Origin of the sequence: Burkholderia cepacia (assembly GCF_001718835.1) — a bacterium.
GTDB classification, from domain to species: Bacteria; Pseudomonadota; Gammaproteobacteria; order Burkholderiales; family Burkholderiaceae; genus Burkholderia; species Burkholderia cepacia_F.
Window position 1 is genome coordinate 2,814,181 of sequence record NZ_CP013443.1, and the last position, 12,252, is coordinate 2,826,432.

At 65.0% G+C, this 12,252-nt stretch carries 13 protein-coding genes and 2 pseudogenes; 10 read left to right on the forward strand and 5 right to left on the reverse strand.

Going from position 1 to position 12,252, the window contains the following annotated elements; all coding sequences use genetic code 11:
- The first annotated feature begins 118 nt into the window (after positions 1-118).
- Both WT26_RS16175 and WT26_RS16180 read left to right on the forward strand, forming a co-directional pair.
- Positions 119-373, forward strand: coding sequence for a hypothetical protein (locus WT26_RS16175; protein WP_060156224.1), 255 nt, complete (start codon positions 119-121; stop codon positions 371-373).
- Between the two features lie 91 nt (positions 374-464).
- Positions 465-590, forward strand: a pseudogene (locus tag WT26_RS16180) (transposase); the annotation flags it as partial.
- Here WT26_RS16180 and WT26_RS38445 read toward each other — a convergent pair.
- Positions 585-835 (reverse strand): annotated as a pseudogene (locus tag WT26_RS38445) (DNA-deoxyinosine glycosylase); the annotation flags it as partial. The pseudogenes WT26_RS16180 and WT26_RS38445 sit on opposite strands and share 6 nt — an antisense overlap.
- Positions 836-1,052: 217 nt before the next feature.
- Here WT26_RS38445 and WT26_RS16185 point away from each other — a divergent pair.
- Entirely contained in the window at positions 1,053-2,210 is a 1,158-nt protein-coding gene (locus WT26_RS16185; RefSeq protein WP_059593133.1) for a PDDEXK nuclease domain-containing protein, read from the forward strand.
- An 8-nt stretch (positions 2,211-2,218) separates the two neighbouring features.
- On the opposite strand, the gene WT26_RS16190 is transcribed toward WT26_RS16185, so the two are convergent.
- Genes WT26_RS16190 through htpG form a run of 3 tightly spaced genes read right to left on the reverse strand, consistent with a single transcriptional unit; the run spans position 2,219 to position 5,192 of the window.
- Positions 2,219-2,695 carry a DNA-deoxyinosine glycosylase gene (locus WT26_RS16190; protein ID WP_069273268.1) on the reverse strand — a complete coding sequence of 159 codons (477 nt, stop codon included), beginning with the start codon at positions 2,693-2,695 and terminating at the stop codon, positions 2,219-2,221.
- A complete protein-coding gene (locus WT26_RS16195) occupies positions 2,695-3,285 on the reverse strand; it encodes a chorismate--pyruvate lyase family protein (protein ID WP_069273782.1) in 591 nt (196 codons plus the stop codon). The genes WT26_RS16190 and WT26_RS16195 overlap by 1 nt, the downstream gene beginning before the upstream one ends.
- Positions 3,286-3,293: 8 nt before the next feature.
- Positions 3,294-5,192 (reverse strand): molecular chaperone HtpG, encoded by a 1,899-nt coding sequence (gene htpG / locus WT26_RS16200; protein ID WP_059530961.1) that lies wholly within the window; start codon positions 5,190-5,192, stop codon positions 3,294-3,296.
- Between the two features lie 128 nt (positions 5,193-5,320).
- Between htpG and WT26_RS37355 the strand changes: the two genes are divergently transcribed.
- The 3 genes from WT26_RS37355 (at position 5,321) to WT26_RS16210 (ending at position 6,945) form a co-directional block, all read left to right on the forward strand.
- Positions 5,321-5,692 (forward strand): hypothetical protein, encoded by a 372-nt coding sequence (locus WT26_RS37355; protein ID WP_143135471.1) that lies wholly within the window; start codon positions 5,321-5,323, stop codon positions 5,690-5,692.
- Between the two features lie 126 nt (positions 5,693-5,818).
- The gene (locus WT26_RS16205; protein ID WP_059768910.1) at positions 5,819-6,559 is read left to right on the forward strand and encodes a LysM peptidoglycan-binding domain-containing protein; all 741 of its coding nucleotides are present in this window, start codon (positions 5,819-5,821) and stop codon (positions 6,557-6,559) included.
- The gene (locus WT26_RS16210; RefSeq protein ID WP_141715710.1) at positions 6,547-6,945 is read left to right on the forward strand and encodes a hypothetical protein; all 399 of its coding nucleotides are present in this window, start codon (positions 6,547-6,549) and stop codon (positions 6,943-6,945) included. The genes WT26_RS16205 and WT26_RS16210 overlap by 13 nt, the downstream gene beginning before the upstream one ends.
- Positions 6,946-7,061: 116 nt before the next feature.
- On the opposite strand, the gene WT26_RS16215 is transcribed toward WT26_RS16210, so the two are convergent.
- Entirely contained in the window at positions 7,062-8,525 is a 1,464-nt protein-coding gene (locus tag WT26_RS16215; protein ID WP_069273269.1) for a PLP-dependent aminotransferase family protein, read from the reverse strand.
- 233 nt (positions 8,526-8,758) lie between these two features.
- On the opposite strand from WT26_RS16215, the gene WT26_RS16220 reads away from it, so the two are divergent.
- The 4 genes from WT26_RS16220 (at position 8,759) to WT26_RS16235 (ending at position 12,250) form a co-directional block, all read left to right on the forward strand.
- Complete coding sequence (locus WT26_RS16220; protein WP_069273270.1) at positions 8,759-9,451, forward strand: VOC family protein; 693 nt, start codon at positions 8,759-8,761, stop codon at positions 9,449-9,451.
- Between the two features lie 55 nt (positions 9,452-9,506).
- Complete coding sequence (locus WT26_RS16225; protein ID WP_059530956.1) at positions 9,507-10,415, forward strand: DMT family transporter; 909 nt, start codon at positions 9,507-9,509, stop codon at positions 10,413-10,415.
- A gap of 152 nt (positions 10,416-10,567) precedes the next feature.
- Complete coding sequence (locus WT26_RS16230) at positions 10,568-11,749, forward strand: PLP-dependent aminotransferase family protein (protein WP_059530953.1); 1,182 nt, start codon at positions 10,568-10,570, stop codon at positions 11,747-11,749.
- Positions 11,750-11,791: 42 nt separating this feature from the next.
- A complete protein-coding gene (locus tag WT26_RS16235) occupies positions 11,792-12,250 on the forward strand; it encodes a RidA family protein (RefSeq protein WP_059530950.1) in 459 nt (152 codons plus the stop codon).
- Positions 12,251-12,252 lie beyond the last annotated feature (2 nt).

The following is a 12,252-nucleotide window of genomic DNA, read 5'->3' on the forward strand; positions in this document are numbered from 1 at the left end:
GAGGATAGCATTCGCGGCGGGGGACGACCCTCGACAGCACCGTAGCGAAGCGCTTCGATCGCGCATGACTTCGCCGCCTGTTGGCGCTACGCTGCATCCATTGACGACCGGAGATCGCATGGCATCGAACGGCAAGAAAATCTGGTTCCCGGCCAAACGCTATGGATGGGGATGGGGTTTGCCGGTCACCTGGCAAGGCTGGGTGGCGCTGCTTCTGTACATGCTCGGCGTCGCCGCGAGCGCGTCGCTTCTGCCGCCGCACGACGCGCCATTCGCATTCGGCTCGTGCGTTGCGGTGCTGTCCGCGGCGCTGGTCGTCGTGTGCTGGCTGAGGGGCGAAAAGCCGAAATGGCGTTGGGGCAAGGACGATTGACCACGGCTGGCCGGGCCGCCTTAAACCCCGTGCGAGCCTGTCAGATTTCTTGTGTGTCGAGGTCATGAGACGATAACGGAAATAACGTCCTATGACCGAAGCAACTGTGACCAAGAAGAGCAAGAACCCGAAGGCGCCGAAGCTGTTCCCCGATCAGCTGATCGATCAACTGCTGGCGCAAATTCAGAACAAGGATGCCGAGTCGATCCTGGGCGAACCGCCCCGCCGTCTTCCCGTTGAAGCACACCTTCTTCAGCAGCGGCGCGTGCTCGCGCAGCGCATCGAAATCGTTCGGCTTCGCATTCCGGATCGCCGAATCGAGACTCCCTTCGCGGTGGCACGCGGCGAGCACGTCCCAAATGCCGATGCCGTGCTGCACCGCACGCTCGAGACGCACGCCGTGCGCGAGCTCGTGCGCCGCAGCCCCCCAAGCACCTCGCCGAGCAACCGCCAGAACTGGTTAGCGTTTTGGCAAATTTGACACCTCGTCAGCACCGCCCACCTCGATCATCTCCAAAGTTCCGCGGTGTGGCTCTTGACGAGCACTCTTTCAATTACATTACAATGCAATACATGAATGTGTCTCTAACCTGCTGACGAATGCCAGAACCTGCACACCGTTCGTTTTTTCGAAAGGCAAGACATTCAGTGATGAAGCACATCGAGGAGTGATGGTGTCATGAACGACGTGACAGTGCCCGAGAATGACTATAAGAAAACACTCAGCGATGTGGTCACGATGCTCGAGCAGGGTCGAAAGGCCGCGGCACGCAGCATCAATGCCCTGATGACGGCGACTTACTGGCAAATCGGCCGTCGCATCGTCGAATCCGAGCAAGGCGGCGATGCTCGCGCGGCGTATGGGCACGCGCTCCTGCAGCGCTTGTCTGCGGACCTGACCAGGCGATTCGGCCGTGGTTTCGGGGTCGACAATTTGGAGCTGATGCGACTGTTCTACCAGAGCTATCCGCCGGCCACGATTTCCGAATCATTGATTCGGAAATCTGCGGCAGCAGATCCGGCATCAAAATCCGTATCACCGATTCGGGATTTTTCGCTCCAGGAATTGGCCGAGAGTCTTCCGCTTTCCTGGACGCACTATGTCCACCTGATCCGACGTACGCGTTCGTCCGAAGAGCGCAGCTTTTACGAAGCCGAGGCGTTGCGAGGCGGCTGGAGCGTGCGCCAGCTAGACAGACAGATCGGCAGTCAGTTCTATACTCGGGCGCTGATGTCCAGGAACAAGCGCGCGATACTCGATGAGGGTGGCGTCGCGCAGCGCGGCGATGCAATGACGCCCGAGGAAGCGATCAAGGATCCATACGTTCTCGAATTCCTCGATCTCAAAGACGAATATTCGGAAACGCAGCTCGAGGAGGCGTTGATCCAACGGCTTGAGGATTTCCTGCTCGAACTCGGTGGCGACTTCACGTTCGTGGGCCGACAGCGAAGACTACGCATCGGCGACAGCTGGTTTCGCGTGGACCTGCTCTTCTTTCACCGGCGTTTGCGATGCCTTGTCATCATCGATCTCAAGCTGACCGAACTGAATCATGCTGACGTCGGCCAGATGCATATGTACTGCAACTATGCGAAGGAGCATTGGACGCTTCCGGGCGAGAATCCGCCGGTAGGGCTCATATTATGTGCTCGAACCAATGCCGCGATCGCGCGATACGCCCTTGAGGGACTGCCTAACAAAGTGCTCGCCGCCGAATATCATATGGTCCTTCCGGACGAGGAAATACTCGCGCGGGAACTGGCCAAGACGCGACGCGAATGGGAAGCTCAACACGCTATCCCGACAAGCTCCGTCCGGGCGGAAAGTGGGACGTAATCTGTCGGTCAAAGCCTGATCCGACGCCACAGCACCAGCTTCTGCTCGAACGACAACATCGCATTCGCCGGGCTCGACGAAGGCAGCACGAGCGTCTCGTACCCGGCCTGGCCGATCACGTCGGCGAACCGCCCTGCCGTCTTGCCGTTGAAGCACACCTTCTTCAGCAGCGGCGCGTGCTCGCGCAGCGCATCGAAGTCGTTCGGCTTCGCATTCCGGATCGCCGAGTCGAGACTGCCTTTCCGATGGCACGCATCGAGGACGTCCCAGATGCCGATGCCGTGCTTCAGCACGCGTTCGAGCCGCGCGTCATAAGCGAGCTCATGCAACGCAGGCTCGCCGAGCACCGCCCCCAGCAACCGCCAGAACTGGTTGCGCGGATGCGCGTAATACTGCGCGGCATCGAGCGACGCCTCGCCCGGAAAGCTGCCGAGGATCATCGTGTGCGTATGCGGCCCGACGACCGGCGCAAACCCCTGCAGCATCACCCGGCCCCCGACGGGCGCAGAGCGTCGCCATATGCTTCGACATGCCGCCACAGCGCCGGCAGCATGCATTCGGTGACCATCAACGGCTTGCCGTGACGCTGGAACACCGACCGCCGCGCAGCAAACGCATGCGGCGCGCGCGCGCCCGCGCCCAGCGCATGCGTCGCCAGCGCATACAGCGGATGGCCGGCGATCACGCGCCGGCTGACGAGCGCAGAACGTTCGACCTGCGGATCGCTGTACAGCAGCTCGGCCAGCGGCCGCGTGCGCAGCCGCCGCATCGCCTGCCACACGCCCTTGCTGGCCGCCAGCGGCGCGATGCTGTGCGCGGCAACAAAAGGCGTACCGTCGACCGACAGGATCACCTCGCGCACCCACATCGGCGCGCGCGGCGAACTGGCGAGCGCGTCCGGCTCGTCGAACCACGGGCAGTCGACGGCCTCGCGCGTCACGCGCACGTTCACGCGGCCGAGCCGCGCGAGGTGCGCGGTCAGCGATCCGCCGCGCGTCAGCCAGTCGCGCTGGTCGAGCGTGCAGCCAGGCCGCGGCGTCTCGCGCCAGCCGGCCTGCCCGCCGTCGAATCGCAGGCGCGTGTTCACGCGGCGCGCGACAGCAGCAGCGCGTTGGTCCGCTTCACGAAGCTCGCCGGATCGTCGAGCATGCCGCCTTCGGCCAGCAGCGCCTGATCGAACAACAGGTGGGCCCAGTCGCCGAAATCGGCGCTGTCGGCCTTCAGTTGCTTCACGAGCGCGTGCTCCGGGTTGATCTCGAGGATCGGCTGCATCGCCGGCGCATTCTGGCCGGCCGCCTTCAGCATCCGCTGCAGGTAGCCGCTCATGTCGTTGTCGTCGGCGACGAGGCACGACGGCGAATCGGTCAGGCGGAACGTGACGCGCACTTCCTTCACCTTGTCGCCGAGCGCTTCCTTCATCTTCTCGACGACGGGCTTGATCGCCTCGCCCGCTTCTTCCTGCGCCTTCTTCTCTTCGTCGTTCAGCTCGCCGAGGTCGAGATCGCCGCGTGCCACGCTCGCGAGCGGCTTGCCGTCGAATTCATGCAGGAACGACAGCATCCATTCGTCGACGCGGTCGGTCAGCAGCAGCACCTCGACGCCCTTCTTGCGGAACACTTCCAGGTGCGGGCTGTTCTTCGCGGCCTGCCACGTATCGGCCGTCACGTAGTAGATCTTGCTCTGCTCGGGCTTCATGCGCGACACGTAATCGGCGAGCGACACGTCCTGCGCGTCGGTGTCGCCGTGCGTCGACGCAAAGCGCAGCAGCTTCGCGATGCGCTCGCGGTTCGCGTGATCCTCGCCGAGGCCTTCCTTCAGCACCTGGCCGAACGCGCCCCAGAACGTCTTGTACTTCTCCTTGCCGGCATCCTCTTCCGCGTTCGCGAGCTCTTCGAGCATCGACAGCGCGCGCTTGGTCACGCCTTCGCGGATCGCCTTCACGTCGCGGCTTTCCTGCAGGATTTCGCGCGACACGTTCAGCGGCAGGTCGGCCGAATCGACGACGCCCTTCACGAAACGCAGGTATTGCGGCAGCAGTTGCTCGGCGTCGTCCATGATGAACACGCGCTTCACGTACAGCTTCAGGCCGCCGCGGTAGTCGCGGTTCCACAGGTCGAACGGCGCGTGCGCCGGCACGAACAGCAGTTGCGTGTATTCGCTGCGGCCCTCGACACGGTTATGCGTCCACGTGAGCGGATCCTGGTGGTCGTGCGCGATGTGCTGGTAGAACTGCGTGTACTGCTCGTCGGTGACGTCGCTCTTCGAACGCGTCCACAGCGCGCTCGCCTGGTTGACGGTCTCGTCCTCGTCCTTCAGGACCATCTCGCCCTTTTCCTGATCCCACTCTTCCTTCTGCATCAGGATCGGCAGCGCGATGTGATCGGAATACTTCTGGATGATCGACTTCAGGCGGTGCGACGACAGCAGCTCGTCCTCGCCTTCGCGCAGGTGCAGCGTGATCGTCGTGCCGCGCTGCGCGCGTTCGATCGCGTCGATCGTGAAGTCGCCCTCGCCCGCGCTTTCCCAGCGCACGGCTTCGTTCGCCGGCAGGCCCGCGCGGCGCGTCTCGACGGTGATCCGGTCGGCGACGATGAAGCCCGAGTAGAAGCCGACGCCGAACTGGCCGATCAGCGCCGCGTCCTTCTGCTGGTCGCCGGACAGCTTCGTGAAGAATTCCTTGGTACCCGAACGCGCGATCGTGCCGAGATTCGCGATCGCCTCGTCGCGGCTCATGCCGATGCCGTTGTCCTCGATCGTGATCGTGCGCGCGGCCTTGTCGAAGCCGATGCGGATGCGCAGGTTCGGATCGTTCTCGTACAGCGCGTTGTCCGCGAGCCCTTCGAAACGCAGCTTGTCGGCCGCGTCGGACGCGTTCGACACCAGTTCGCGCAGGAAGATTTCCTTGTTGCTGTAGAGCGAATGGATCATCAGGTGGAGAAGTTGCTTGACCTCTGCCTGAAAACTCATCGTTTCGTGTGCCATGGATGCTGTTTCCTCTTACTTGATAAGGTGCCTCCGGCGCGCGATGCCGGACGGGTCCGCGCGCTCATCTGGGGATGGGCGAGGCAATTTCAAGGGGGCGTCGGACGATCGCAGCGTGCGGATTGCGAATGCGTCACATGCGTGTCGGCCGAACCCCGGCAGCCAAACCGCACAAATTCGAACGAGTCCAATATTTCCACCGCCGGAAATTTGCTTCAATGACGCATGCGCAGCCGGATGGACGACGACATCATTCAGTGCAGCTTCGAACCCAACGGCCAGCCGACGAGCGCTTTCACGTGCGCGGCAATCTCGGCACCCGCCATTTTTCGGGCGCGATTCCCATACGGATCGACGCCTGTCCGCTTGCGTGCGGGATGCTGGCCCCGTTCCACCCCGACGACATTATGCCCTCGATCGAGAATCGGGCGGTCGCGTCGGTTGGCGGCTTGCTAGACGCTGCGCCGGTGATGGCGGAAAACGTCCGCCATTTGACGTAACACACACCGCATCGTCGCCTGCGGGTAGCGCGACAGAAACCCCGGCAGTTCTGGTCCGTCACGGCTCGCGACGTTAAAGCGCGATCCGAATCTGTGCTATGCCACCAATCATGGAGAAAACCGAGTATGGCTACACCCGCACCACCGAAATCCAGCTACGAGAAATGGCAAGACGGTATTAAATCGGCAACCGGAAATCCAAAATGGCAAATCTACGATTGCGAGTTTCGGGCAGCGGTAGGTGAGTACAATCGACACCTTGATGGTGTTGCCGGTTATCGTCCATTGGACTGGCAACTAATCAAGGCGATGGCATGGGTCGAGACCGGCGCCGGCGATCCATTGTGGGCAACCAATCCGATGCAAATCGGCATGTACAACGATCCGGGCCTGGACGCTCTGTTGTCAGGTAAGGAAGGGGGTGATCTTGTCTTGCCGACGTCTGTCAAATCAACGTTGACTCGCGCCAATGTACGCACCTTGCCCGGTTACAACATTCGTGCTGCCATCGGTTATCTGCTCATGCGCATGGCCAATTTCTCAATACAAACCGTACCCGACGCAGATCAACGAACGTACGAAATTACCGTCAAGCCTGGCGATAGTCTAGACAAGATCGCCAAGGAGCAAGGTTCGACTACGGACACGCTACGCAAGCTCAATCCCGGTATCCGCATATTGCGCCCAGGACAAGTTTTGAAGTATCAGAAGGCAACAATACGCAAAGTCATCGTGGGCTGGAAGTTATCGTCAACGGCGAACATCGGCCGGCTTTACAACACGAAAGCGCCCGACACTTACGCCAAAAAGCTCGACTATGCGCTGGCGGCAATTCAGCAGGGCAAGGAGTCGGTATGCACGCCGTGAGAATTCCGCGGGGGCTTGCTCTTCTTGCAGCGATGCTGGCAAGTGTTGCGCATGCCGGTAATCAGCCGCTTACAGGGACTTTCGTCGGCCACGGTCGGCAATGCGACGGCCAGCTTCGCGTGACCGAGAAAACGATCGAATGGCACACGCCTTTTGCCAATTGCGCGAAGCGCCCCTATCAAGTGATTGAAAGCGATCTGACGTCGGCCAAACCGAAAATCGCCTACCTGCTGAAAGGACGGGCTTGCGATTTCGGCGTGATATCGCTGCTTTTCGACCCGGCCTATCCCGATTACTGGATCGCAAAAGGCTACAGGAATCCGGATGGCTACAAGCACGACAGCGCGGATGCGCTAAGTTGTAGCGTGGCGCCTTCGGAAAAGTAACGCGTCCGACCTGCCGCTCGGCAGCGAAGTCATCCGAATCCGCTCGAAGCGAGCGCTCCGATCATGGAGCGCCCCGTTTGAGCGCTTGCCTGCCCCGTCGGCGCGGGGCGCGGACCTCATCCCCCCGCCCCGCGCCTTGACACCGCGCCCAGATATTCACCGAGAAACGGCGCCAGCGCCGGATCGCCGCAGTTCGCGACGTTGAAGCGCATCCACGTCGACGGCGATTGCTGCGGCGAGAACAGGCTGCCCGGCGTCAGCAGAAAGCCGGCCTCGTGCGCGACCGCCGCGAGCGCGTCGGAATCGACGCCCGTGTCGGCCCACAGGAACATCCCGGCCGCCGGCATCGTGAAGAGGCCGAGCCCCGTGCGCTCGAGCATCCGCGCGGTCTTGTCGCGCACGCCGTCGAGCCGCGCGCGCAGCCGCTCGACGTGACGCCGGTAATGCCCTTCGGTCAGGATCTTGTAAAGCACGCGCTCGTTGAGCTCGGGCGTCGTCATCCCGACCAGCATCTTCTGGTCGGTGACCGCCTTCGCGATTTCCGGCGCGCACGCGACATAGCCGACCCGCAGGTTCGCCGCGAGCGTCTTCGAATAGCTGCCGAGGTAGATCACGCGCTTCAGCTGGTCGAGGCTCGCGAGGCGCGTGGCCGGATAGCTCGGCGGGCACAGGTCGCCGTAGATGTCGTCCTCGACGACGAGGAAGTCGTACGCCTCCGCGAGCTTCAGGATCCGGAACGCCTGCGCGGCCGACAGCGACGTGCCGGTCGGGTTCTGCAGCACCGAATTGATCACGAGCATCTTCGGCCGCCACATCTGCACCAGCGTCTCGAGCGCGTCGAGATCGGGGCCGTCCGGCGTGTAAGGCATCCCGACGAGTTGCGCGCCCTGCGCCGCGAAGCGGCCGAACATCTGGAACCAGGCCGGATCGCCGACGATCACCGCATCGCCGGGCTTCACGTAGATCCGCGAGATCAGGTCGATCGCCTGCGTGATCCCCGACACCAGCACGATCTGCTCGGGCTTCACGCCGATCTCCACTTCGGCGAGGCGCGTCTGCAGTTGCTGGCGCAGCGGCAGGAAGCCCTGCGCGGTGCCGAAGCCGAGCATCTGCGCGCCGGACTGGCGCCCGAGCGCGCGCAGCGCGCCGGTAATCAGTTCGCCGTCGAGCCAGCGGCCCGGCAGATAGCCGAGACCCGGCCCCTTTTCCGGGCTGACGGTGTGCAGCATGTTGCGCAGCAGCCAGACGACGTCGATCGTGTTGTGCACCGGCGCGGCCTCGGCGCCGCGCGACGCCGGATCGAGCGGCTGCGGGCCGGCGACCCGCTCGCGCACGTAGAAACCCGAGCCGCGCCGCGAGTCGAGGTAGCCCTGCGCGACGAGCCGCTCATAGGCCTCGACGACGGTGAAGCGCGATACGCTCTTGTCGAGCGCGAGCTTGCGGATCGACGGCATCCGCATGCCGGGCCGGAACACGCGTTCGTCGATGCGCCGCCGCGCCCACTGGACCAGCTGGTCGACAAGCGTGAGCGTGGCCGTATCGTGCGGCACGGGAATCTGATCGAGCGGAACGGTCGACATGGCAAGGCTCCAACTGTACCGAAGGCAATCGCGCCGATTGTACCGTTACTGTGCCGGTAGCGACGATTACAGTTGATCGGACCATGCGGCGCGCGGCCGCCGCTGCCGGCGGCGGCGCCTGCCGGACAGGGCCGCCCGCCGGCGCCGCGCAAGCCCGACGCGCCGGCCGGCAGAGCGCCCTGCCACCGCGACACTTTGACTTTTCCGACTTGCTTTTCCGACCCCCGATCTTCATGGCAGCCCGCTCCCTGACACTCGACCATCTCGTGATCGCCGCGCGCACGCTCGACGAAGGCGTACGCCATGTCGCCGACGCGCTCGGCATCGAACCGGCCGGCGGCGGCCGCCACCCGCTGATGCGAACCCACAATGCGCTGTTCGGCGTGTGGGGCGGGCTGTACCTCGAGGTGATCGCGATCGATCCCGATGCGCCGGCGCCGAACGACGGCGCGGAGCCGCCGCGCGCCCGGCTGTTCGCGCTCGACGATCCGGCCATGCGCGCGCGGCTCGCGCAAGGCCCGTTTCTCGCGCACTGGGTCGCGCGCGTCGACCGTCCGCGCCAGCTCGCACTGTGGCGGAGCCAGTACCCGGCGCGCATCGCACCGGTCGTCGCGATGCGGCGCGGCGACCTGAGCTGGGGCCTCACGGTGCCCGACGACGGCGCGTTCCCCGCGTGGCAAGGCGCGGGCGACGGCCTCGTGCCGTCGCTGATCCAGTGGGACAGCGCACGCCACCCGGCCGAATCGCTGCCGGGCGACGGCGTCGCGCTTAAGGCGCTCAAGGGCGTCCACCCGCGCGCGGACGCGATCCGCGAGCAGCTCGACTGGCTCGGCGCCGCCCACCTGCTCGACCTCGAAGCCGCCGACGGCCCGCCCGCGCTCGTCGCCGAATTCGACACGCCGCAGGGCGCGCGCACGCTGCGCTGAGCGCCCCGCTGCCCCGACCCCACCCCAATACCTGCAACACGGAGACACCCATCCCATGAATTCGCGCGAAACCCGAGGCATGCTGCTCGGCCTCATCGGCGTCATGATCTTCAGCCTGACGCTGCCGATGACGCGTATCGTCGTCTCCGAACTCCATCCGCTGCTCAACGGGCTCGGCCGCGCGCTCGCCGCCGCGGTGCCGGCCGGCCTGCTGCTGTGGTGGCGCCGCGAGCCGCTGCCGACCCGCGCGCAACTGAAAAGCCTCGCGATCACGTCGGCCGGCGTGATCATCGCGTATCCGGTGTTCTCCGCATGGGCGATGAAATCGGTACCGGCGTCGCACGGCGCGGTGGTCAACGGCCTCCAGCCGCTGTTCGTCGCGCTGTACGCGGCATGGCTGTCGCACGAGCGGCCGTCGAAGGCGTTCTGGGCCAGCGCGGTGGCCGGCAGCGCGCTCGTGATCGCGTTCGCGCTGCGCGACGGCGGCGGCACCGTGCAGGCCGGCGACGCGCTGATGCTCGTCGCGGTCGGCATCGGTGCGCTCGGTTATGCGGAAGGCGCGCGCCTCGCGCGCCAGATCGGCGGCTGGCAGGTGATCTGCTGGGCGCTCGTCGTGTCCGCGCCGTTCCTCGTGCTGCCGGTCGGCTGGCTCGCATGGATGCAGCATGCCGCGCATCCGGGCCCGCTCGCGCTGCGCACGTGGCTCGCCTTCGGCTACGTGACCCTCTTTTCGCAGTTCATCGGCTTTTTCGCGTGGTACGCGGGGCTCGCGATGGGCGGCATCGCGCGCGTGGGCCAGGTGCAACTGCTGCAGATTTTCTTCACGATCGCCTTTTCCGCGCTGCTGTTCGGCGAAACGGTCACGTCGTCCACGTGGCTGTTCGCGGCCGCGGTGATCGCCACCGTGGTGCTCGGGCGCCGCTCGGCGGTCGCCACGGCCCCGCAACCGGCTCGCGCCGGCTGAACAGGTGCGCCATAATGGACGTTTTGCCTGATCGGTTTTGCCCACCCGGCCGCGAAGGCTCGATCGCGTTCACGCCTGCCCACCCGGCAGCGTCGAAGCGATTCGCCCGAACGACCTTTCTTGACTGACCACGATATCCGAACGAGGAGACTATGAATCCGAGCGACCTGCACCCGCCGCACTGGCAGCTTTCCGAACGCGCCCGCAAGCTGACGAGCTCTGCGATCCGCGAAATCCTGAAGGTCACGGAACGCCCCGAGGTCATCTCGTTCGCCGGCGGCCTGCCCGCCCCCGCGACGTTCCCGGCCGAACGCATGCGCGCCGCCGCCGATCGCGTGCTGCGCGATGCGCCGGCCGCCGCGCTCCAGTACAGCGCGACCGAAGGCTACCTGCCGCTGCGCGAATGGATCGCCGAGCGCTACCGCGTGCGCGTGTCGCAGGTGCTGGTCACCACCGGCTCGCAGCAGGCGCTCGACCTGCTCGGCAAGGCGCTCGTCGATCCGGGCAGCCCGATCCTCGTCGAAACCCCGACCTACCTCGGCGCGCTGCAGTCGTTCTCGCTGTACGAGCCGCGCTACGTGCAGGTGCCGACCGACGAACAGGGCCTGCTGCCTGAAGGCCTCACGCCTGAACTCACGCAAGGCGCGCGCCTCTTGTACGCGCAGCCGAACTTCCAGAACCCGACCGGCCGCCGCCTGCCCGTCGAGCGCCGCCGCGCGCTCGCCGCGTTCGCGCAGTCGAGCCCGTTCCCGGTGCTGGAAGACGATCCGTACGGCGCGCTGAACTACCGCGGCGAGCCGCTGCCGACGATGCTGTCGATGGCACCCGATCACGTCGTGCACCTCGGCACGTTCTCGAAGGTGCTCGCGCCGGGCCTGCGGATCGGCTACATCATTGCGCCCGAGGAACTCCACTTCAAGCTCGTGCAGGCCAAGCAGGCCACCGACCTGCACACGCCGACGCTCACGCAGCGCATCGCGCACGAAGTGATCAAGGACGGTTTCCTCGACGAGCACATCCCGACGATCCGCGAGCTGTACAGCGCGCAGTGCGATGCGATGCTCGGCGCGCTCGAGCGCCACATGCCGGAGGGCGTCACGTGGAACCGGCCGGAAGGCGGGATGTTCATCTGGGTGAACCTGCCCGCGCAGATCGACAGCATGAAGCTGCTCGCCGCGGCCGTCGACAACCACGTCGCCTTCGTGCCGGGCGCGCCGTTCTTCGCGAACGACCCGCAGCAGAACACGCTGCGCCTGTCGTTCGTGACGGTGCCGCCCGAGAAGATCGAGGAAGGCGTCGCTCGCCTCGGCAAGCTGCTGCGCGAGCGCCTCTGATCCCCTTTTTCCTGTCACGACTCTCTACGAGGAATCGAATCCATGGCTAACGTCTACGACAAGCTGAAGTCGCTCGGCATCGAGCTCCCGACCGCCGGCGCACCGGCCGCCGCCTACGTGATGAGCGCGCAAAGCGGCAATACGGTCTACCTGTCGGGCCACATCGCGAAGAAAGACGGCAAGGTCTGGGCCGGCAAGCTCGGCGCGGATCTGCAGACGGAAGACGGCAAGGCGGCCGCGCGCGCGATCGCGATCGACCTGCTCGCGACGCTGCACGCGCACACCGGCGACCTGAACAAGGTCACGCGCATCGTCAAGCTGATGAGCCTCGTCAACTCGACGCTCGACTTCACCGAACAGCACGTCGTGACGAACGGCGCGTCGGAACTGATCGCCGACGTGTTCGGCGACGCGGGCAAGCACGCACGCTCGGCTTTCGGCGTCGCGCAGATCCCGCTCGGCGCGTGCGTCGAGATCGAGCTGATCGCCGAAGTTGCGTAACG

Coding starts and splice junctions, on each gene's coding strand:
- htpG (WP_059530961.1), bottom strand. CDS start 5,192: ATGGCACACGAAACGATGAGTTTTCAGGCAGAGGTCAAGCAACTTCTC.
- WT26_RS16185 (WP_059593133.1), top strand. CDS start 1,053: ATGAACGACGTGACAGTGCCCGAGAATGACTATAAGAAAACACTCAGC.
- WT26_RS16230 (WP_059530953.1), top strand. CDS start 10,568: ATGAATCCGAGCGACCTGCACCCGCCGCACTGGCAGCTTTCCGAACGC.
- WT26_RS16220 (WP_069273270.1), top strand. CDS start 8,759: ATGGCAGCCCGCTCCCTGACACTCGACCATCTCGTGATCGCCGCGCGC.
- WT26_RS16175 (WP_060156224.1), top strand. CDS start 119: ATGGCATCGAACGGCAAGAAAATCTGGTTCCCGGCCAAACGCTATGGA.
- WT26_RS37355 (WP_143135471.1), top strand. CDS start 5,321: ATGCGTCACATGCGTGTCGGCCGAACCCCGGCAGCCAAACCGCACAAA.
- WT26_RS16225 (WP_059530956.1), top strand. CDS start 9,507: ATGAATTCGCGCGAAACCCGAGGCATGCTGCTCGGCCTCATCGGCGTC.
- WT26_RS16210 (WP_141715710.1), top strand. CDS start 6,547: ATGCACGCCGTGAGAATTCCGCGGGGGCTTGCTCTTCTTGCAGCGATG.
- WT26_RS16190 (WP_069273268.1), bottom strand. CDS start 2,695: ATGCTGCAGGGGTTTGCGCCGGTCGTCGGGCCGCATACGCACACGATG.
- WT26_RS16205 (WP_059768910.1), top strand. CDS start 5,819: ATGGCTACACCCGCACCACCGAAATCCAGCTACGAGAAATGGCAAGAC.
- WT26_RS16215 (WP_069273269.1), bottom strand. CDS start 8,525: ATGTCGACCGTTCCGCTCGATCAGATTCCCGTGCCGCACGATACGGCC.
- WT26_RS16235 (WP_059530950.1), top strand. CDS start 11,792: ATGGCTAACGTCTACGACAAGCTGAAGTCGCTCGGCATCGAGCTCCCG.